The organism is Vibrio sp. dhg, assembly GCF_003443775.1.
GTDB lineage: Bacteria > Pseudomonadota > Gammaproteobacteria > Enterobacterales > Vibrionaceae > Vibrio > Vibrio natriegens.
Genome location: NZ_CP028943.1, coordinates 318959 through 340168, shown reverse-complemented (window position 1 = coordinate 340168; position 21210 = coordinate 318959). Strand labels below are relative to the sequence as shown.

Below are 21210 nucleotides of genomic sequence, written 5' to 3'. Positions count from 1 at the left end.
CACCCTAGATTCGTTAGTCAATATTTCAGACATTGGTAGGTAACAGTTATGAAAAATGCAGTTCATTTTGGCGCAGGTAACATTGGTCGTGGTTTCATCGGTAAACTTTTAGCAGACGCAGACGTCGAGGTCACTTTCGCTGACGTTGATGCTCCGTTGGTAGACCAACTCAGTCATAAACAAGAATACAAAGTTAAAGTGGTGGGCACGGAGTGCCAAATCGACACAGTCACGCATGTCACCGCAGTTAACTCAGCAAGTGAAGACGTGATTGACCGCATCGTAAAAACCGATTTAGTGACAACCGCTGTTGGTCCAAACGTGCTGGACATCATTGCGAAAACCATCGCAACCGGCATCACCAAACGTTTCGAAGCGGGGAATGAATCACCACTGAACATCATCGCTTGTGAGAACATGGTTCGCGGCACGACCCATTTAAAAGGCGAAGTGTACAAGCATCTTGATGTGTCACTGCACGCAAAAGCCGATGAGCTCGTTGGCTTTGTCGATTCTGCAGTAGACCGTATCGTGCCACCAGCAGAAGCTGCCAACGATGATCCACTGGAAGTAACGGTAGAAAGCTTCAGCGAGTGGATTGTTGACGAGCAACAATTCAAAGGGGAAATCCCGGACATCGCAGGGATGGAAAAGACCAACAACCTGATGGCGTTTGTGGAACGTAAACTGTTCACCCTAAATACCGGCCACTGTATTACGGCTTACTTGGGCTGCTTGAAAGGACACCGCACCATTCGAGAAGCGATTGAAGATCCTGAGATTCAGGCTGAAGTAAAACAGGCCATGATCGAGAGTGGTGAAGTGCTGATTCGTCGTTATGGCTTCGACCGCGACATGCACAATGCCTACATCGAGAAGATTCTGGGTCGCTTTGCCAATCCATACTTAGTTGATGAAGTTGACCGCGTTGGACGTCAGCCAATTCGCAAATTAGGTGCAAATGATAGATTAGTGAAGCCATTACTCGGTACAATTGAATATGGCACTGAAAATCAAACACTTTTAAAAGGGATAGCGGCGGCGTTGAAGTACACTAACGACACCGATCCTCAAGCGGTTGAATTACAAACTTCATTAAAAGAAGTCGGCGTGAAGCCAACGCTCGCGAAATACACAGGTCTTGCAGAAGACAGCGCTGAGGTGGCTCATATTGAGGCACTCTACAACCAGCTGTAATTAACTCAGAGGGGGGCAATGCTCCCCTTATAATAACGACTTAACAACTACTCAGTATATGGCAGATAACATCAACGAAACCGAGATCATTGAACGACTCAACGGCGCACCCTCAGTGCGGGGCTTCTTTATTGCCACGGTCGACGTCTTTAACGAGTCGATCGACGGTCTGATACAAAGAATTTTCCGTAAAGATAACTTCGCTGTTCAATCGGTTGTCGGCCCGCTACTACAAGACTCAGGCCCACTGGGCGATCTGTCTGTTCGTCTAAAATTACTGTTTGGTTTGGGCGTACTACCTGACGATATTTACCACGATATTGAAGATATCATTAAGCTCAAAAACCAACTCAACAGCGACGCATCCGACTACGAGTTCACTGACCCAAACATTCTCGATCCGATCAAAAAGCTGCATTTAGTGAAGAAAATGGGCATGGTGCAACTGGAAGTCAATGAACCGGATGACGACATCGATTTAGAGTTCTATCAGCTTCAACTTCAGCGCCAACAACAAATCATCAAATCAGGGCTTTCCCTCGCCATTGTCGAAATCTGCAATGAACTTGGCAAGGAAAGTCCTTTTTAATAGTTAAACATTACTAACGCTATCTTTGTGCAGTACTGGCTACTGCTTTGAATTATTGCTACCTCTGCTCACCGACTCCTCGACCTGGTGTTTTGTTTAGAGAATGTCACCTCTCGACATTCTCACTCGTTAATACAACCATTCACTCCCCGTCAAGTCTCCTATCAATAAGTAGTCGAACCACAACAAAAATAAATGAAACGTCGTTTTACGTATGTGACTCCAATCTATAATCCGTACTATTTAAATTGTCGGAATTCGACATTTAATTATCATCTAACCGTCGATTATCAACGGAGAGAGTTATGAGTGAGTTGTCGTCCACCATTAATAAAGAGCAAAACCCCGAGACAGAACAGCTGTCCGAGTTGCCATTAATGGAAGTGCTGGAATTACTCAATGCCCACGATGCCAGTGTTGCGGTGTCGATTAATAAAGTGCTGCCAGATGTCGCCAAAGCGGTTGAACTGATTGCCTCGCAGATGAGACAAGGCGGCCGTTTATTCTATGTTGGTGCAGGAACCAGCGGCCGACTTGGTGTTTTAGACTCAGCAGAATGCCCCCCTACTTTTGGTACCGATCCTGCTCTGGTCCAGTCCATTATCGCAGGCGGTCTTGACGCTATGCTCGCGGCTGTGGAAGACATTGAAGACTGCAAAGAGTCCGCTCCTGCAGAACTTCGCCAGCGCCAACTGACTTCGCAAGATGTAGTGGTTGGGATTGCCGCAAGTGGAAGAACGCCCTTCGTCATTTCAGCACTGGATTACGCCAGACAGATCGGCGCGAAAACCATTGCACTCAGTACCCGAGGACCTGGGCTTATTTCGCAACACGCGGATGTGTCTATTGCACCGGATGTCGGCGCAGAGGTACTGGCAGGCTCGACACGGATGAAAAGCGGCTCAGCACAAAAGATGTTACTGGGCATGCTGAGTACCTCGGTCATGCTTCAACTGGGTAAAGTGCACGGAAACCTGATGGTAGACGTCAAAGCGAATAACCAGAAGCTGCGCATTCGTGCCCAGCACATGGTGCAGCAAATTTGTGAAGTGGATGAGTTAACCGCCGCCAAGCTATTGGATGCGGTGGAATACAATGTTCGTGCTGCGGTATTGCTGCACACGTTGGACACTTCACCTTCTAAAGCGTTGGCTCTTGCGGCACAACCCTTCCAACCTCTGAAACAGCAGTTACTGCAAGGAAAATAGCATGGCAAATAAGATAGAACATCTGGAACTCATTGCCGATCACATTGAACGGCATATTGGCGGCTTTGATAACGTCGCGACCCTGACCAACTGCATGACACGCGTACGTATCGTGCTTAAAGACCGCTCCCAATTTAATATGGATGCACTACGAGAGGTTGAGGGTATTAAAGGTGTCGTTGATGCCGGAGAACAATATCAAATCATCGTCGGCATGGGCACTGCGGCAAAAGTCGCTGGCGTTCTTAATAAACGAATGAAAGGTGCAGGTATTGAGGAAGGTTCGGCGGAGGCCCCTGTTGCGCAACCATTTTCGATTCGTCGCGCTCTCAACACCTTAGCCGCAATTTTTGTACCTACCATTCCAGCTTTGATCGGATGTGGTTTAGTTCTGGGGATGGTGAACATCTTCAAACTCGTCGCTCCGGAATTTGTCGCAGCCAACCCAGATATCTTCTCGCTATTCACTGTCGTTGGTAAAGCCGTATTCGCCGTGCTTTCTGTCATGATCGGTATGAATACCGCCAAAGAACTTCAGGCATCTCCTGCGATTGGTGCGGTGATGGCTGCAGTTTTGGCTGCGCCTGGCCTTGCCAATATCGAGTTATTTGGTAACGCGTTAGTTCCGGGCGGCGGCGGCATGTTTGCGGTGTTGTTGGTCTGCGTCTTTTCTTCTAAGTTTGAGCTATGGTTCCGTAGCCACTGTAAAGAAAGTCTCGATCTTATCTTTACTCCAACCGTGACGATTTTGGTGTCGTCAGCAGTGGCTTTGTTCATCTTGCAACCTATCGCCCATTCGGTAAACGTATGGCTAGGTAACTTGGTTTCGGTTGCACTACTTAATGAATCCGCAGGTTCAGTCGCCGTTGGCGGTGTCCTGGGTGGTGGCTTCCTGTTCCTACTATTAACAGGCTTACACCAAGGTCTTATCCCTATTCATGCACAAATTCTTGAGACTTTTGGTCTTAACTATCTATTCCCGATTTTAGCGATGGGTGGCATGGGGCAAGTCGGCGCAGCGGCGTACGTATACCTTAAGTCGAAGAATGAACGCCTGAAGAAGACCATCACTGGTGCTCTGCCTGTTGGTATTCTGGGTGTTGGCGAACCACTGTTGTTTGGTGTGTCACTACCGCTAGGTAAAACCTTTATTGCAGGCTGTATTGGCGGTTTTGCTGGTGGTGCCATGATGGCCGCGTTCAAGATTGGCATCATCATTCCATTTGGTACTGCTGGGCTTTCTCTCATTCCACTGGTTGGCGAGGGGCAGATTCCATCATTCCTTCTTGCGGTAGTGTGTGCATGGATTGTCGGTTTTATCGCGTCGATGCTCTTAGGGTTTACCGATCCAGTCGAAAAGACAGCGAAAAGTCGCTAATATCATCCCGTCGTACAATTCGTTGCGGCGGGACGAATTCACTGTAGAGGCATCAATGGAAAGCATCATCAATAAAGTCAAAGTACTCGCTCATTCCACTAACCTGAACGAGCAAAGAATTTCGCACTTTATTATTGAGCAACAGTTTGACCTCGCTAAGTTTAGCGCCACCAAAGTCGGCGCTAAACTGGGTATCAGCGACTCTTCGGTGATTCGCTATGCCAAGAGCATCGGCTGTAGCGGCTTTCCCGATTTAAAACTGAAGCTCGCAGCACTTGCTCCACAAACACAAAAGCTGCCCACTCAATCTGTGTATGCAGAAATCGAAAGCAGTGACTCAACCCAAACCATCATTGAGAAATCAAAAAACTTATTTACCAGTAAGATAGAACAATCTCTAAGCCTGATTGATACCGATACCATTGAGCGCAGTGCTGAGTTACTGCTCAAGGCAAACAAGATTCTGCTCTCGGGTATTGGGGCTTCTGCGGTGGTCGCCGCCGACATCAACCACAAGCTGATTCGCTCTGGTTTTAACGTTCAGTTCAACCTGGATTACCACATTCAAATCGTCCAGGCTTCACTGCTGAAAAAAGACGATGTATTGCTGGTGGTATCGGCGCGAGGCAATACACAAGAAGTGTTGGCCACGATTGAAAAAGCACGCGCCAACGGTGCCAAAGTGATCGCACTGACTCGTTACGGAAAAGGCAAAGTGGCTCAGCTATCGGATTTCGTCATTCCTTATAGCTACACCGAAGAGCACAACCAATTAGGTATGGTCACGCCACAACTACTGCAGATGGTTGCTTTCGACATCCTGTTTTTCAAACTCAATACACTGACCGACTCTGTCAGCATGAACACGGCGTTGGACTCACTTCGTCAAATTCAACCTTAACGCTGTCCATCGAACAATGTGAGCAAGCAGACTGGGTTTATTCGCGGCACTGTTAAGATGCTTCCCCTATTTTGTCTATGAGCATAAAAGAAAAAGCCACCTATCACGCGCTGCGTAATAGGTGGCTTTGTAATTCACTTGGTAATGAGTAGTGTTATTCCACGGTAACTGCTTTTGCCAGGTTACGTGGTTGGTCAACGTCAGTACCTTTGATCAGAGCAATGTAGTAAGACAGCAACTGCATTGGAATGGTGTAGTAAATCGCTGCAGTGATTTCGCTTACGTGTGGCATTGTGATGATCTTCATTGTGTCATCGCCTTCAAAGCCTGCATCAGCGTCAGCAAATACGTACAGTAGACCGCCACGTGCACGAACTTCTTCAACATTTGATTTCAGCTTCTCAAGCAGATCATTACTTGGCGCAACCACAACCACTGGCATGTCGGCATCGATCAGAGCCAAAGGACCGTGCTTTAGTTCACCTGCTGCGTAAGCTTCAGCATGAATGTAAGAGATCTCTTTTAGTTTCAGAGAGGCTTCCATCGCGATTGGGTAGAACTCACCACGGCCAAGGAACAGAGTATGGTGCTTATCAGCAAAATCCGTTGCCAGTGCTTCGATCTCTTTTTCAAAAGACAACGCCTGATTGATTTGCTCTGGTAGTGCGTGCAGCGCTTCTACGATCTCTTTTTCTTTCTCTTTGCTGATACGGTTTTGTTGCTTACCAAGCGCAGTAACCAGCATTAACAGTGCAGATAGCTGAGTGGTAAATGCTTTGGTAGAAGCCACACCGATTTCAACACCAGCGCGAGTCATAAAGGCAAAATCAGATTCACGAACAAGAGAAGAACCAGCCACGTTACAGATGGTCATTGCCGCCATGTAGCCTTTCTCTTTCGCAAGACGAAGTGCTGCTAGCGTATCGGCTGTTTCACCTGACTGAGATAGCGTGATCAGAAGGCTGTTCGGACGAGTAACAAACTTGCGGTAGCGGAACTCAGATGCGATTTCTACGTCACAGCTTACGCCAGCAATATCTTCAAACCAGTAACGAGCCGTCATACCCGCGTTATAAGAAGTACCACAAGCTACGATTTGTACGTGCTCGACTTTGCTTAGAATGTCTGCTGCATGCACACCAATTGCATCCGTCACAACAGAATCGGCAGTAATGCGACCTTCCATTGTGTTGATTAACGCTTTTGGCTGCTCGTAGATTTCTTTCTGCATGAAGTGGCGGTACTGGCCTTTATCACCCGCGTCGTGCTCAGCATTAGACTCAGTGATTTCACGCTCTACACGCTCACCCGTTTCATCGTAAACGGTCACTTCACGGCGCGTAATTTCAGCTACGTCACCTTCTTCCAGGTACATGAAGCGGCGAGTAACGTTAAGCAATGCCAATTGGTCTGAAGCCAGGAAGTTTTCACCCACACCAAAACCAATAACAATCGGGCTACCAGAGCGAGCCACAACAATGCGAGAAGGATCTTTACGATCCAACGCTACAGTGCCGTAAGCGCCTTCCAGTTGCTTCGCTGTTTTTTGTACCGCTTCAAGCAGCGTTTCTGACGTGCGAAGTTCCCACTCAACAAGGTGTGCAATCACTTCAGTATCAGTTTGAGATTCGAATACGTAGCCACGCTCACGAAGTATTTCACGCAGTTCTTCGTAGTTTTCGATGATGCCGTTATGCACAACAGTGATATCACCTGACATGTGTGGGTGCGCATTGATTTCTGAAGGCTCACCGTGTGTCGCCCAGCGCGTGTGCGCAATACCAGTGCCGCCAATCACTTTCTCTTGATCAACCGCATCAGCCAGCTCTTGCACTTTGCCTAGACGACGAACGCGAGTCAGATTATTTTCAGCATCGACGATCGCTACGCCCGCCGAGTCATAGCCACGGTACTCCAGACGACGTAGACCTTCGACCAAAATTTCTGCAACATCTCGTTGTGCCACTGCACCGACGATTCCACACATGTTTTTCTCCGATTTTAGTTTTGTTCTTCCCTAGCCATGATTTCATATAGAGGCAGCAAGCAAAGGCCCGTACATGAGGGAAGTAAATTTAAAAATGTTAGTTTGAATATAAGTTTGTTAGGCGCAAATGACTTTCACGCCATGCTGTTCAATCTGTGATTTATGCTCAGCTTGTATATCCGCATCGGTTACCAGCACATCGATCTGTTGCCATGCAAGCTCAAGATTCGGAATACGGCGACCAATTTTTTCAGACTCAATCATTACGATGACTTCGCGGGACACTTCTGCCATCACATTACTTAAGCCAACAAGCTCATTAAATGTGGTCGTTCCGCGCTCCAGGTCGATACCATCAGCACCAATAAAAAGCTGGTCAAAGTCATAAGCTCTTAAAACAGACTCAGCCACTTTGCCTTGAAAGGATTCAGAGTGTGTATCCCAGGTCCCGCCTGTCATCAACAAAGTCGGTTCACTTTCCAGCTCATTGAGGGCATTTGCCACATGCAATGAGTTGGTCATTACCACTAAACCACGCTTGTCGTTTAGCTGCTGTATTAATGCTGCGGTCGTACTGCCACTGTCGATAACAATGCGATTGTGGTCTCGGATCAGCGATGCGGCCGCTTTGGCTAAATTTAACTTTCGAGTCGAAACATTTGGACTCAATTCTTCATGGATAACTTCCGTTGGGATCGCGATCGCTCCACCATAACGACGCAAAAGCTGTCCATTTTTCTCTAAAGAAGCTAAGTCCTTTCTAATCGTGACTTCAGAGGTCTCAAACTGATGAGCCAATTCATCTACACTGACTTCGCCCAGTTTAGAAACCAGGTTAGAAATAGCGTGTCTTCTTAGTTGAGTGTTTCGTTTCGACATTTACGTTTTGATTTTAAGTTTCGTTTCGAAAGTTATTATAGTCAAATCGAAACTTTTAAGTCCATTTATTTCGATCCAAAAAATTAATATTTCTCGATAAAACCTTGTCCTAAGACAATTCTTAAACAGTGATATTGGATTCATTCGGTGGTAGAATTCGCCACCGAAAAGAAAAAAAATTACAGAAATGACGGCTATTTTTTTGCAACTTTCTGCATATAAAGTGGGATTAGTCACAAAAAGGTAACCAAAATCACCGATCTTTAAGTCATAAAATGACTAAACTTGGTGAAAGACTTTCAGAATCTGAAGTTCAATAATGTGGCGGAAAATCGGTGGGTGACAGGCACAAAATGTCATCAAAAACGCCCTGACTTCAGAGTAAATAACCGACTTTCAAATTGTAACTATACTTACCGGAGAGTATCTTCCATGAAAAAGACCAAAATCGTTTGTACGATTGGCCCTAAAACTGAATCTGTAGAGAAGCTAACTGAACTAGTAAACGCAGGCATGAACGTTATGCGTCTTAACTTCTCTCACGGTGACTATGAAGAGCACGGCACTCGTATTGCGAACTTCCGCCAAGTAATGGAAGCAACTGGCAAACAACTGGCAATCCTTCTTGATACTAAAGGTCCAGAAATCCGTACTATCAAACTAGAAGGCGGTAACGACGTTGATCTAGTTGCTGGTCAAGAATTCACTTTCACAACTGACACTTCAGTTGTTGGTAACAAAGACACTGTAGCAGTGACTTACGCTGGTTTCGCAGCAGACCTAAACGTTGGTAACACTATCCTTGTAGACGACGGTCTAATCGAGATGGAAGTTATCGCGACTACTGAAACTGAAGTTAAATGTAAAGTACTTAACAACGGTGCACTAGGCGAAAACAAAGGTGTTAACCTACCTGGCGTTTCTGTAAACCTACCAGCTCTATCTGAAAAAGATAAGAACGACCTTAAGTTTGGTTGTGAGCAAGGCGTTGACTTCGTTGCGGCTTCTTTCATCCGTAAAGCTTCTGACGTTCAAGAAATCCGTGACGTACTTGCTGCAAACGGCGGCGAGAACATCCACATCATCTCTAAGATCGAAAACCAAGAAGGTGTTGATAACTTCGACGAGATCCTAGAGCTTTCTGACGGCATCATGGTTGCACGTGGTGACCTAGGTGTTGAAATCCCAGCAGAAGAAGTAATCTTCGCTCAGAAAATGATGATCGAGAAGTGTAACCGTGCACGTAAGATGGTTATCACTGCAACTCAAATGCTTGATTCTATGATCAACAACCCACGTCCTACTCGTGCGGAAGCAGGCGACGTTGCTAACGCTGTAATGGATGGTACTGACGCAGTAATGCTTTCTGGTGAAACTGCAAAAGGTAAATACCCTGTTGAAGCAGTAACTATCATGGCGCAAATCGCTAAACGTACTGATTCAGTTCTTAAAGCGGAACTAGGTTCTCGTCTAGACAGCCCACGTCTACGTATCACTGAAGCGGTATGTAAAGGCGCTGTAGACACAGCTGAGAAACTGGCTGCTCCACTTATCGTTGTTGCAACTGAAGGCGGTAAGTCTGCACGTTCAGTACGTAAGTACTTCCCAACTGCAAACATCCTAGCACTAACAACTAACACTAAGACAGCTGCACAGCTTGTTCTTACTAAAGGTGTTACGCCAATCGTTGTTGACTCTATCGAAAACACAGACGCGTTCTACGTGACTGGTAAAGAGCTTGCTCTAGAGTCTGGCCTAGGTAACAAAGGCGACATCGTTGTGATGGTTTCTGGTGCTCTAGTAGCTTCAGGTACTACAAACACTGCATCTGTACACGTTCTTTAATTCGAAACGTTTACAAGATAAATAAAAAGAGGGCTTCGGCCCTCTTTTTTGTTTTTGCTTTTAACGAAACTGATTCACCGATTGGCTGGTACCAAATTTAAAAAGCCACCGATTTTCACGGTAGCTTTTCTTGGTAGCAAGCTATCGGTTAGCGTTAAGGCTTCAGCGCACGTTCTCCACGCGCAATGCCAACTACCCCACTACGAGCAACTTCCACTACTTCCGTAACTTCCGAAATTGCTTTAATAAACGCATCCAGTTTCTCACTGGTGCCCGCCAACTGAACAGTATATTGAGAAGCAGTGACATCAACAATCTGTCCGCGGAAGATGTCTGCTGTGCGTTTTACTTCAGCACGAGCAAAGCCACTCGCTTTCACCTTCACCATCATCAGTTCACGTTCAAGGTGCTCAAGCTCTGTTACTTCCTGAACTTTTAGCACATCAATTAACTTATGTAGCTGTTTCTGAATCTGCTCAAGTTGCATCTCGTTTGATGTCGTTGTGATATTCATACGAGAAAGAGTTTCGTCGTCTGTAGGAGAAACCGTCAAAGACTCAATGTTGTAACCACGTTGAGAGAACAAGCCTACAACGCGAGACAACGCACCAGGTTGGTTTTCCAATAGCAATGAAATAATGTGTCTCATATTAAGTTCTCTCCGTTTTGCTTAGCCACATTTTGTCCATACCCTCACCTTTAATCTGCATAGGGTAAACGTGCTCAGTTTCATCGACGTTAATGTCAACGAACACTAAGCGGTCTTTCATATCGAGTGCTTTTTGCAAACCAGCTTCTAGCTGATCTGGCGTTTCGATACGAATACCAACGTGACCATAAGCTTCTGCAATTGCTGCAAAATCAGGAACAGAACTCATGTATGAATTAGAGTGACGACCTTGGTAAATAATGTCTTGCCACTGTTTTACCATGCCTAGGAAACGGTTATTCAGGTTGATGATCTTCACTGGGATGTCGTACTGCATTGCGGTCGACAACTCTTGAATGTTCATTTGAATACTGCCGTCACCGGTAACCACAACCACCTCTTCTTCTGGCATAGCGAATTTAACACCCAAACCAGCAGGAAGACCAAAGCCCATCGTGCCCAAACCACCAGAGTTGATCCAACGGCGTGGTTTATTAAATGGGTAGTAAAGCGCAGCAAACATTTGGTGCTGACCTACATCTGAAGCAACATAAGCATCGCCATTGGTCAGTTTGTGCAGAGTTTCAATAACTTGCTGAGGCTTAATAATCTCTGAAGAGGTTTCATAGGATAAGCACTGACGATCGCGCCATACTTGAATGTCTTCCCACCACGCTTTGATAGCTTCTTCGTCGTTTGCACCTTCTTGCTCAGCCAGCAAACCTAGCATGGTCGTAAGCACTTTTTCTGCCGAACCAACGATTGGTAAATCTACTTTCACGTTTTTTGAAATCGACGATGGGTCGATATCAATGTGCATAACTTTCGCATTCGGACAGTATTTTTCTAAATTGTTCGTCGTACGGTCATCAAAACGAACCCCGATACCAAAAATCAGGTCAGCTTCGTGCATTGCCATGTTGGCTTCGTAGGTACCGTGCATACCCAACATGCCCAGCGAGTTTTTGTGCATGCCAGGGAATGCTCCCAAGCCCATCAAGGTACTCACTACAGGAAGGTTCAGCTTGTCTGCCAGTTCAAAGATATGCTCGTGTGCGCCGGAAATCACCGCACCACCACCGACATAAAGCACAGGTTTTTTCGCTTCAAGTAGAGACTTGAGTGCTTTCTTGATTTGGCCTTTGTGCCCCGAAGTGGTTGGCTTGTATGAACGCATCGAAATGCTTTCTGGATACTGGTAAGGCAGTTTGATTTGCGGATTCATCACATCTTTCGGCAAATCAATCACAACTGGACCAGGGCGACCAGTCGTCGAAATGTAAAACGCTTTTTTGATGGTTTCAGGAATATCTTCCGCTTTCTTTACTAAAAAGCTGTGTTTTACCACTGGGCGAGAGACACCAACAATGTCACATTCCTGGAATGCATCGTTACCAATCAGGTTGTTCGGTACGTTACCTGATATAACGATCATTGGGATAGAGTCCATATAAGCGGTCGCAATACCAGTAATTGTATTGGTCGCGCCAGGACCTGAACATACCAGTACGACACCCGGCTTGCCGGTAGCACGAGCATAGCCATCGGCCATATGCGTTGCGGCTTGTTCATGTCTTACTAGTACGTGTTTAATTTGGTCGGTTTTGGCGTGCAGTGCGTCATAGATATCTAGAACGGAACCGCCAGGGTAACCAAAGATCTGCGATACATTCTCTTCGATCAGAGATTGCACAACCATCTCTGCACCTGACAACATTGCTGTCATAATTGCTCTCCTTACCCAGTTTCCACACCGTAAGGTCAACGGATAGGTCTGGTTTTACATAGTTTAGGGCTTATTCGTAGCCTAATCGAAATACTTCCACGTTTTCGGCTATGTCTTGCGTTCGTCATAACATCCCGCAAGGTTACCCAACAAATGTAACGTTTTATTATCAACGGGTCTAATGAGATCTAGGTCTCATTTCTTAACAAGATACCAAGAATTGGATTGATAGAAGGAAGAGCAGCCAGAGAAGCGAAAATAGACAGTATGATCAATGAGCGTATTGGTTAAAAAAAGAATATTATTTCATATGCAACTCTATATTTGTCGAAAAATCACCCTTAACCAGGCGAAAATACAGTAGGAACACTGGTAAATAAAAAAGTCCCCAGACATGAACGAGGCATCTCTGGGGACTTTTTAATCAATTTGAAATCTAAGCGAGTTCAAGTTAAGCGAACTAGTGCTTTTCCTTGTACATTTCTTCGATTTCATCTTGGTATTTGTCGTTGATAACTTTACGACGCAATTTTTGTGTCGGTGTCAGCTCACCATCATCCATCGAGAAAGCCTTTGGCAACAGTTTAAACTTTTTAACTTGTTCAAACTTAGCCAGCTCTTTTTGCAATTCATTAACTCGCTTTTCGAGCATTTCTACGACTTGGTGATGTTTGATCAACTCAACGCGATCGTGATACGCAATGTTCAACTCTTTGGCATACTCTTCCAACGAATCAAAACACGGAACAATCAATGCTGAGACGAACTTACGTGTATCAGCGATAACCGCAATCTGCTCGATAAAGTGATCTTTACCGATGGCACCCTCAATCATCTGTGGCGCAATGTACTTACCACCCGAGGTTTTCATCAACTCTTTAATACGATCAGTGATAAAGAGATTGCCGTTTTCATCAATATGACCCGCATCGCCAGTTTTCAGGAAACCGTGCTCATCAAACGTTTTTTCAGTCTCTTCTGGCATTTTGTAGTAGCCACGCATGACCATAGGGCCACGAACCAAAATTTCATTGTTTGCACCGATTTTAACTTGCGCGCCTGGCATCGATGTACCGATCGAGTCAGGATCAAAGCAGTAATCATCCCAACAGGATACGGTCGCGGTTGTTTCCGTCATGCCGTAGCCTAACTTAACGTTAATGCCCATCGCATGGAAGAAACGGCCGATGGTTTCATCCAGCTTCGCGCCGCCACAAGGCATAAAGTTAATACGCCCGCCTAATAGCGCACGTAGCTTACTCAGTACCAGCTTATCAGCCAGAGCATGAGCTTTACGCAGCATGATTGAAGGCTGACGCTTTTCCTGATGGCATAGCGCCATTTTAGCGCCCATGTTCACCGCCCAGGTAAACATGATCTTACGGTGGATCGGTGCACGAGACACCTTCTCATGAATCGCAGAAAAAATCTTTTCGTAGAAGCGAGGCACTGCACACATCACAGTTGGACGAACCTGACTGAGCGCGTCTCGCACTTGCGCTGTATCTTTCAGGTAACAGTTGGTTGCGCCTTTATACAGGACATAGAATGTCCACGCTCGCTCGAACACATGAGACAATGGCAGGAAACACAGCGAGACATCATCCTGAGATAGGCTCAAGCGTTTGTCATGCCCTTCTAGCTGCGCGGCAATATTGGCGTAATCCAGCATTACCCCTTTCGGCTGTCCTGTTGTACCAGAGGTATAAATCAGGGTAAGCAAATCATCTTCACAAGCCTGTGCAACACGAGCGTCCAACTCTTCTTGGTAACTGCTGTTGCCCTTGGCAATAAAATCCTTCCAAGAAGCAACAAATGGATGATCTCCAAGCTCGATATCGTCAGACATCGCCACGATCAGTTCTAGCTGACTGCATTGCTCGAAAATACTGACGGCTGCATCAAACTGAGGCTGCTCACCCACAAACAGAACTTTCACGTCTGCATTGTCGAGGATATACGCCGACTGCGCAGCCGTATTAGTCGGATAGATAGGAACTGTCACACTGCGTACTTGCAGTGCGGCGAAATCAGCAATCGTCCATTGCGGCATGTTATTTGAGAAAATGCCGACCTTATCCTGAACTCTCAATCCCTGAGCCAAAAGTGCAAGCGATAGTTCATCCACTTGCTGACCAAATTGCTGCCAAGTAATACCTTGCCATTCATTGCCCACTTTGTGTTTTAGAGCAACGCGAGTATCACCTTTCGCAATTTGTTCACGAATACGTTTAACGATATGAAAATCTAACTTGGCCATTTTTACTTACCTTTGGCTTACAGGTGTAAGCTAATTGAGCGAGCAAGTGTACTCACAGGGCGGCAAAACGCAACTGACGAATATCAAACTTCTCTTTATTAAGAGATCGGCTTCACTAATGAGTGCGAACCACCCCATCGATAGTCGGATAGAAAAGCACTTAACTTTCTGTTTGTATTAACCATTGTAAAAAATAAAAAGCCCCGAAAGAGCAAACCTTCCGGGGCTTTGTAATTGTAAAATTTGGTGAGTATTTGAGGAACCTTCCGCATCAAACACTCAGTGCATCCTGAGTTACCGGACTCAACCGGTAGCTCATATATTCACTTATTTTTGTGCGACAACTTCGCCACAGATAATCATCAACTGATCACGAAGCCAGATGTGGCCTTTGTCTTTCTCACTAGACTCGTGCCAGCTCAGATATCCACTGATTTCTTTACTTGCAAATGGCAGTTCCAGAATTTGCAGCTGATCGCTGTTTACCGCATTTTCTGCCATCCAGCGTGGCGCAATCGTCACAAGCTCAGATTGGCTTACCACATAAAGCAGGTTGCTCAGGCTTGAACCTTCATACGCAGCCAAACAATCAAGCTCGCGGTACGCTTGCTCAGAGAAGCTACGCTGACCATGCACTCGTGAAAGTTTCGCGTGTTTTTCGTTAATCAGCTGCTCTTCAGTGACCATGCCCTGAATACGTGAATGCGTTTTAGAAGCAATCACCACCAGTTCATCTTTAAAAATTTCTGTGCTCGAGAAACCTTGCTCATCAAAGCGAGCGTAGTCGATCACAAAATCAATCTCCTGGTAACGCATGCGTTCAGACAGAAGACGGTCGAATTCAGCGTCTAAATGAAGCTGAACGCTCGGTGCCTGTTGCGCCACTTTAGACATAATCTTTGGTGCAAAACGTAAGTCACATGGGCTACAGATTGCCAGTTTAAATAAGCGCGTTGAAGACTCCGGTTGGAATACAGAGCTTGGCAGCTCATTGCGGATCAATTGCAGCGCCTGACGGATGGGACCAAATAGCTGACGAGCACGTTGGGTTGGCTGAATGCCTCTACCCTGACGCATGAATAGTTCGTCATTAAACATCACTTTTAAACGTGCGACTGCGTTACTTACTGCTGGTTGAGACATACCTAAGTTGTGTGCTGCGCGAGTGATATTTTGCTCCTGCATTACGGCATCAAATACCGTTAACAGGTTTAAATCTACACCACGCAAAGTACTTTCCATACGGTAGCTAGCAATTGCGCTCATCGCGTCTTTTTTATCTAACATTGAGTGCGCCTCTTTTGTAATCGTCAATTTGGTTCAATGAATTCATAGCGAATAGAATCCCATCTCGCACAAAAGACGGCGGCTGGATTCAATTATCTCACGAATAGAAAACCTGATTTTTATTATATTTATCGGCCGCATAATTCCGGCTCGAACCGTACTATCAACGAATTGATTAGGGTTTCGCAACTAGATTGACAATTAATCAGTAAATTTTAGCCCTTAATTTATTTATCCTTTAAAAATCAATATATTGATAAAAACATAAAAAAATATAAAATCGCTAAAATCAGGCAAATCAAGCCCATGGGTCGTGTTTTCAACAGTGAGGAAAATGAGTCCAAAACCCATTCACTGAGAATATGAATAAATTTTTTAAGAGAAACACAGTCAATAACCCTGAGTAATTTGGCTTAGAAAAGCACAGTAGCAACGATAGCACGATTGAATCAAAACTAACATAAAGTGAATAAAAATGCAGCAGTAATTATTACACTGCTGCATTAAAAATTTCTTGGTTCTGGCTTTTTAGATATGAGAGACGTAACTCGGAAAGTCCACTTGCTCCCACAACTGCCTGGACAACTCTTCTTGAGAATCCCATGAGCCTTGCAGCACCCAATGAACGATCGCCTGAGCCACATCCGGATACTTAACGCTCTCCGCTTGTTGCTCTTTCAGCCAATGGCGAACCGCTGAAATGTCTAAGCTGTCCATCGAAGAAGCAAGCCCTAAATCTTCAAGTGTTGCGACATTACTTTGCTGTTCAAATTGACCCGCTAATGGTTTCAACAATAACTTCTTGCCGAGAGAAAGCGCCTCTGACGGCAGCTCAAAACCACCATTGGCGATGACGCCACTACAACGATGTAGGTGATGCTGAAAATTGGTATGGCACAGTGGACGCAGCTCGATATTCTCGATCACTTCACTTTCTATCACATCAGGGTGATAACAAATGAATGACTGCTGATTAAAGTGGAACAATAGATCAGCAATGTCCTCAATAGATTCAAAAGGCAAGTAAACCAGCACGAAATTATCGCAGTGTTCCTGACTGTCCAATGTATGAATGATAGGAGGCAGTATGGGCTGATCGAAATGATACCAGTGCAAACCCAGATGATGTTGTGAGGGAGCAAAGTGTTCAATCACTGACTTATCCAGCCAACTTGCGCCTTTAAGCGGAACAGGATAACGGAAGGCATTCTGATGACTGATCCCAATACATGGCTTGTTCTGCTTACGGGCAGCCCATGCCGTCACAGGTTCAAAATCATTAATCACCAGATCATAAGTAGAGAGGTCTAACTGATTCACTTCTTTAAAAAACTGAATCAAATTGTTGTTAAGTGCCGTTTTTGCGTAGTTTACCGATCCTTTTTCGGTCACAAAAGTAAGCCCTCGACGCGTTTGATAATCACCAAACGCTTCCATTGAAAAGTACTTGTTTGGGTCTCGACCAGAAAACAGAAAATCGACTTGCACATCTCGCATTCCAAATGCTTTGCTCATGGCTCTGGCGCGAGCAATATGACCATTTCCGGTGCCTTGCACACCGTATAGGATTTTCATCAACTAAACTCCGATCATTGAAATAGCAAACCCACCACACAAACTTCCCAACAGCGCACCGATGATGATGTCCGTGAAAAAGTGCACCCCGAGGAAGATACGTGCAGAGCCGATCAAGCTCGCCCAGAAATAAGCAGCAAATCCCAGTTGTGGGTAAAAGTGATCAATAAGTGTTGCCATGACAAAAGCGGCAGCAGTATGTCCGGACGGTAAACTGTAGCGATCAGAAGGGGTAATAAAAGCAGGTAACAAAGCGCTCAGTTCTTCAGGACGGCGACGCTTAAAACTGTTTTTCAGCGTCCAATAGATTGGCAGCTCGACGGCAAATGCCAGCAGCCCGGCAAGCAGAAACCATAACCCCTGCTCCTTATCCAGGTACCACGCCAGTACTCCGAGAACTAAGTAAAGATGGCCATCACCACTGTGTGAAATCCCTTTGCTAATATTTGCTACTTGCTGATTAAAGCGGTGTTGTAAACAAACGCTAGAAAGTGCTAAGTCGAACTTAGCGATGGCCGTTATTGGCTGAGTAATTGTCTCTATCGTTCTCATATGACCTTCCCTCACTTTGACAACGCCTTTTACGCAAATTAGGTGTTTTTAGTGACAGCCACATGACGGGAAGTTGGACAATTAATGACAGGAATGGCATCGATGTGATTTACCCGGCCTCAAGACAGCCGAACAAATCAATATTTTTACGTGCCATTTATGGACGTATTGGGACATGATGGGGGTTAGGCTTGCGGTGCGTCGATATACCAGACCTTTCTCTTTTTACGACAGGCCCGCAAGGCACCAGTGGTAAACTCACCATTTTTACTCAACTCATAGCTGAGTACCCGGCAAGTGTAGCTTCCCTGAAGTTCATACCGATATTCAAAGTTATCATCGGCAACCTTAGCGGACGCGAGTAAAGGATTGGGTGGTGTAGAAAGAAGATCACGCTCGCCGACATTACTCCGCGCATAATCTTGATGGACATAGCCTTTGATCACCCCTCGCTTCTCAACCAAATACCAAGGCAGATCGGAGACTTTCGCGACAACATTAAATACTTCCCCTTTACTGACTGAGCTCAGTTCTTCCCCATCTGAACTGGGCTTGGAGCGCAAATGCAATGTCGACTTTGAGCGATAAGGTACATCCATAAACTCTAATCCCTGGTATACCTCAATGCCCTCTTCCATCGGCCTGACGACTTCAGCCTGATGCAATTCGTTAGGCTGAACATAAATCTTCCACCATGCATAGGTTTCTGGGTCTTTCCCCTTAAACCTATCGCGACTGTCAGACTCCAGCGCAACCAACATCTGATTTAAGAAATACTCTCGGCCTTCGTAGCTCAAGTACATATCCATTTGATCACGAATTACCGCGACGACCTGAGCCTGATCATTCGCAACGGTAGGTGGAACGATCAGAGTTGTTTGTGATTGAAACAGCTGACAACCTGATAAGCTGATCAATGTTAGTGCTAGTGCTGAACATCCAAATTGTTTTGCTTTAGCCATTAATCCTCTGCCTTTGTAACTTTCACTTAGTTCAAGAACTACCTCAAAAACTGAACACAAAGACGCCTTATTGTCTTGTCGAACCAATCTAAGCAATAGGCTGTGTTATCATCACTTCGAGATAGACTATAAACTCTATCTATCGATTCTCAGCCAACAATTCAATGCTTGTCTGGATAGCTTGTAAGCCTGATCCCTCTATTTAATGATCAACCTAATGAACCCGTGATCTTTATCGAGAGTTTGACTGAATCATGGAACCCCCTATCAGCTCACTTTTTACGGGATGAAATACTCCTCTTTGCAATCGACTCATCCGATATGAATAAAAAATCGACTTTAGGGTTGACGTAGTTCATGGAGTGCGGTACTAATTTGTTAACTTAATTTTGTGGAAAGCTTAACAATTATGTCAGCTCATTTTTCTATCCTGCTTAGCCTCCTCCTGATCGTGACCAGTTCGCGCGGGTAGGCTGTGGAAGAAAAATAACCACACCAAGTTCTAAGAACCCGCATGCAAATGCGGGTTTTTTTATACCTAAATACCGGAAGTAAACGATTAACTCACACGAAAGTGCAGAAATCATTAAGGAAGCAAACATGAACGATCAAGTCATTATATTCGACACCACTTTGCGTGATGGCGAGCAAGCGTTATCAGCAAGCTTGACGGTTAAAGAAAAACTGCAAATTGCCTATGCGCTGGAAAGGCTGGGCGTTGATGTCATCGAAGCAGGTTTCCCTATCTCTTCTCCGGGTGATTTCGAGTCAGTACAAACCATTGCTAAAAACATTAAAAACAGCCGAATTTGTGCTCTTTCGCGTGCCGTTGCGAAAGACATCGATGCTGCTGCAGAAGCATTGAAAGTCGCTGACCAGTTCCGTATTCATACATTTTTGGCTACATCGACCATTCACGTCGAAGACAAGCTACGCCGCAGCTATGACGATGTGTTAGAAATGGCGGTGAATGCGGTCAAACATGCACGTAACTACACCGATGATGTTGAGTTTTCTTGTGAAGATGCCGGTCGTACACCAATCGACAACCTATGCCGTATGGTTGAAGCTGCAATCAATGCAGGTGCGACAACCGTTAACATTCCTGATACTGTGGGCTACACGGTACCAAGTGAGTTTGGCGGCATCATTGAAACGCTATTTAACCGCGTACCAAACATCGACAAAGCCATCATTTCGGTTCACTGCCATGATGATTTAGGTATGTCCGTTGCTAACTCTATTGCCGCTGTTCAGGCAGGTGCGCGTCAGGTAGAAGGTACAATTAATGGTATCGGTGAGCGTGCGGGTAACTGCTCTCTTGAAGAAATCGCGATGATCATCAAAACGCGCGAAGAACTAATGGGCGTTCGCACTGGCATCAAACACGATGAAATCCACCGTACCAGTAAGTTAGTCAGCCAACTATGTAATATGCCTATCCAGAGTAACAAAGCTATCGTCGGTGCCAACGCGTTTAGCCACTCCTCAGGCATTCACCAAGATGGCATGCTTAAGAACAAGAATACCTACGAGATCATGACTCCTGAGTCTATTGGTCTTAAGAACCAAGCACTTAACTTAACCAGTCGCAGCGGTCGTGCAGCAGTGAAGAGCCACATGGAGACCATGGGTTATAAAGAAGATGAGTACAACCTAGATGCGTTGTACGCTGACTTCTTGAAGCTAGCAGACCGTAAAGGACAAGTTTTCGATTACGACTTGGAAGCGCTAATGCACTTCTCTAACCTTCGTGAAGAAGACGACTTCTACAAGTTGAACTACTTGAGCGTGCAATCAGGCAGCGTGATGGCAACCACCAGCATTAAAATGCAATGTGGCGATGAAGAAATGTGTGAAGCGGCAGTCGGTAATGGTCCTGTAGATGCGCTATACCAGTGTATTTACCGCGTAACAGGCTACGAAATTGTGCTAGACAAGTTCGACTTAACAGCAAAAGGTGAAGGTGAAGATGGTTTAGGCCAAGCTGATATCATCGCTAACTACAAAGGTCGTAAGTACCATGGTACTGGTGTTTCAACGGATATCGTAGAAGCGTCAGGTCAGGCTCTACTGCACGTAATCAACAGCATTCACCGTGCCGACAAGATTGCCGAAATCAAGCAAAAGAAAATTGCGACTGTTTAATAGCTAACGTTACTTCCAAGCACACAACAGAATAACTTCGATATAAAATTTAGCTAAAAATTAGAAT

Annotated in this window: 16 protein-coding genes; 7 read left to right on the top strand and 9 right to left on the bottom strand. The window is 45.4% G+C overall.

The window, feature by feature from the left end:
- Positions 1 to 48: 48 nt before the first annotated feature.
- The 5 genes from DBX26_RS01650 (at position 49) to DBX26_RS01630 (ending at position 5273) form a co-directional block, all read left to right on the top strand.
- Positions 49 to 1197, top strand: a complete 1149-nt coding sequence (locus DBX26_RS01650) for a mannitol-1-phosphate 5-dehydrogenase (protein ID WP_118117649.1) — start codon at positions 49 to 51, stop codon at positions 1195 to 1197.
- 58 nt (positions 1198 to 1255) lie between these two features.
- A complete protein-coding gene (locus tag DBX26_RS01645; protein ID WP_014230740.1) occupies positions 1256 to 1786 on the top strand; it encodes an MltR family transcriptional regulator in 531 nt (176 codons plus the stop codon).
- Between the two features lie 305 nt (positions 1787 to 2091).
- On the top strand, positions 2092 to 2994 hold the full coding sequence (gene murQ / locus DBX26_RS01640; protein ID WP_118117647.1) for an N-acetylmuramic acid 6-phosphate etherase: 903 nt from the start codon (positions 2092 to 2094) through the stop codon (positions 2992 to 2994).
- A gap of 1 nt (position 2995) precedes the next feature.
- A complete protein-coding gene (locus DBX26_RS01635) occupies positions 2996 to 4372 on the top strand; it encodes a PTS transporter subunit EIIC (RefSeq protein WP_014230738.1) in 1377 nt (458 codons plus the stop codon).
- A 55-nt stretch (positions 4373 to 4427) separates the two neighbouring features.
- Entirely contained in the window at positions 4428 to 5273 is an 846-nt protein-coding gene (locus DBX26_RS01630) for a MurR/RpiR family transcriptional regulator (RefSeq protein ID WP_118117645.1), read from the top strand.
- Between the two features lie 154 nt (positions 5274 to 5427).
- Here DBX26_RS01630 and glmS read toward each other — a convergent pair whose 3' ends face one another.
- Together glmS and DBX26_RS01620 are read right to left on the bottom strand one after the other, a co-directional pair.
- The gene (gene glmS, locus DBX26_RS01625) at positions 5428 to 7260 is read right to left on the bottom strand and encodes a glutamine--fructose-6-phosphate transaminase (isomerizing) (RefSeq protein WP_065299096.1); all 1833 of its coding nucleotides are present in this window, start codon (positions 7258 to 7260) and stop codon (positions 5428 to 5430) included.
- 117 nt (positions 7261 to 7377) lie between these two features.
- Positions 7378 to 8139 carry a DeoR/GlpR family DNA-binding transcription regulator gene (locus DBX26_RS01620; protein WP_118117643.1) on the bottom strand — a complete coding sequence of 254 codons (762 nt, stop codon included), beginning with the start codon at positions 8137 to 8139 and terminating at the stop codon, positions 7378 to 7380.
- A 432-nt stretch (positions 8140 to 8571) separates the two neighbouring features.
- Between DBX26_RS01620 and pykF the strand changes: the two genes are divergently transcribed.
- Positions 8572 to 9984: a pyruvate kinase PykF gene (pykF, locus tag DBX26_RS01610; protein WP_014230734.1), complete on the top strand. Its 1413-nt coding sequence runs from the start codon at positions 8572 to 8574 to the stop codon at positions 9982 to 9984.
- Between the two features lie 154 nt (positions 9985 to 10138).
- On the opposite strand, the gene ilvN is transcribed toward pykF, so the two are convergent.
- The 7 genes from ilvN to DBX26_RS01575 form a co-directional block, all read right to left on the bottom strand.
- Positions 10139 to 10633 carry an acetolactate synthase small subunit gene (gene ilvN, locus DBX26_RS01605; RefSeq protein WP_014230733.1) on the bottom strand — a complete coding sequence of 165 codons (495 nt, stop codon included), beginning with the start codon at positions 10631 to 10633 and terminating at the stop codon, positions 10139 to 10141.
- Position 10634: 1 nt separating this feature from the next.
- On the bottom strand, positions 10635 to 12359 hold the full coding sequence (locus DBX26_RS01600) for an acetolactate synthase 3 large subunit (protein ID WP_020335849.1): 1725 nt from the start codon (positions 12357 to 12359) through the stop codon (positions 10635 to 10637).
- Between the two features lie 460 nt (positions 12360 to 12819).
- On the bottom strand, positions 12820 to 14619 hold the full coding sequence (locus tag DBX26_RS01595; RefSeq protein ID WP_118117641.1) for a long-chain fatty acid--CoA ligase: 1800 nt from the start codon (positions 14617 to 14619) through the stop codon (positions 12820 to 12822).
- A gap of 327 nt (positions 14620 to 14946) precedes the next feature.
- Positions 14947 to 15906 (bottom strand): LysR family transcriptional regulator CalR, encoded by a 960-nt coding sequence (calR, locus tag DBX26_RS01590; protein WP_020335847.1) that lies wholly within the window; start codon positions 15904 to 15906, stop codon positions 14947 to 14949.
- A gap of 528 nt (positions 15907 to 16434) precedes the next feature.
- Positions 16435 to 17481, bottom strand: a complete 1047-nt coding sequence (locus tag DBX26_RS01585; protein WP_014230729.1) for an MJ1255/VC2487 family glycosyltransferase — start codon at positions 17479 to 17481, stop codon at positions 16435 to 16437.
- 3 nt (positions 17482 to 17484) lie between these two features.
- The gene (locus tag DBX26_RS01580; protein ID WP_014230728.1) at positions 17485 to 18033 is read right to left on the bottom strand and encodes a phosphatase PAP2 family protein; all 549 of its coding nucleotides are present in this window, start codon (positions 18031 to 18033) and stop codon (positions 17485 to 17487) included.
- A 185-nt stretch (positions 18034 to 18218) separates the two neighbouring features.
- A complete protein-coding gene (locus DBX26_RS01575) occupies positions 18219 to 18995 on the bottom strand; it encodes an SH3 domain-containing protein (RefSeq protein WP_118117639.1) in 777 nt (258 codons plus the stop codon).
- Between the two features lie 600 nt (positions 18996 to 19595).
- Between DBX26_RS01575 and leuA the strand changes: the two genes are divergently transcribed.
- The gene (leuA, locus tag DBX26_RS01565) at positions 19596 to 21143 is read left to right on the top strand and encodes a 2-isopropylmalate synthase (RefSeq protein ID WP_014230726.1); all 1548 of its coding nucleotides are present in this window, start codon (positions 19596 to 19598) and stop codon (positions 21141 to 21143) included.
- The last annotated feature ends 67 nt before the right edge of the window (positions 21144 to 21210 follow it).

Bases quoted from the DNA above. Each gene is read 5' to 3' on its own strand.
- DBX26_RS01650 (WP_118117649.1), top strand. From the start codon at position 49: ATGAAAAATGCAGTTCATTTTGGCGCAGGTAACATTGGTCGTGGTTTC.
- DBX26_RS01645 (WP_014230740.1), top strand. From the start codon at position 1,256: ATGGCAGATAACATCAACGAAACCGAGATCATTGAACGACTCAACGGC.
- murQ (WP_118117647.1), top strand. From the start codon at position 2,092: ATGAGTGAGTTGTCGTCCACCATTAATAAAGAGCAAAACCCCGAGACA.
- DBX26_RS01635 (WP_014230738.1), top strand. From the start codon at position 2,996: ATGGCAAATAAGATAGAACATCTGGAACTCATTGCCGATCACATTGAA.
- DBX26_RS01630 (WP_118117645.1), top strand. From the start codon at position 4,428: ATGGAAAGCATCATCAATAAAGTCAAAGTACTCGCTCATTCCACTAAC.
- glmS (WP_065299096.1), bottom strand. From the start codon at position 7,260: ATGTGTGGAATCGTCGGTGCAGTGGCACAACGAGATGTTGCAGAAATT.
- DBX26_RS01620 (WP_118117643.1), bottom strand. From the start codon at position 8,139: ATGTCGAAACGAAACACTCAACTAAGAAGACACGCTATTTCTAACCTG.
- pykF (WP_014230734.1), top strand. From the start codon at position 8,572: ATGAAAAAGACCAAAATCGTTTGTACGATTGGCCCTAAAACTGAATCT.
- ilvN (WP_014230733.1), bottom strand. From the start codon at position 10,633: ATGAGACACATTATTTCATTGCTATTGGAAAACCAACCTGGTGCGTTG.
- DBX26_RS01600 (WP_020335849.1), bottom strand. From the start codon at position 12,359: ATGACAGCAATGTTGTCAGGTGCAGAGATGGTTGTGCAATCTCTGATC.
- DBX26_RS01595 (WP_118117641.1), bottom strand. From the start codon at position 14,619: ATGGCCAAGTTAGATTTTCATATCGTTAAACGTATTCGTGAACAAATT.
- calR (WP_020335847.1), bottom strand. From the start codon at position 15,906: ATGTTAGATAAAAAAGACGCGATGAGCGCAATTGCTAGCTACCGTATG.
- DBX26_RS01585 (WP_014230729.1), bottom strand. From the start codon at position 17,481: ATGAAAATCCTATACGGTGTGCAAGGCACCGGAAATGGTCATATTGCT.
- DBX26_RS01580 (WP_014230728.1), bottom strand. From the start codon at position 18,033: ATGAGAACGATAGAGACAATTACTCAGCCAATAACGGCCATCGCTAAG.
- DBX26_RS01575 (WP_118117639.1), bottom strand. From the start codon at position 18,995: ATGGCTAAAGCAAAACAATTTGGATGTTCAGCACTAGCACTAACATTG.
- leuA (WP_014230726.1), top strand. From the start codon at position 19,596: ATGAACGATCAAGTCATTATATTCGACACCACTTTGCGTGATGGCGAG.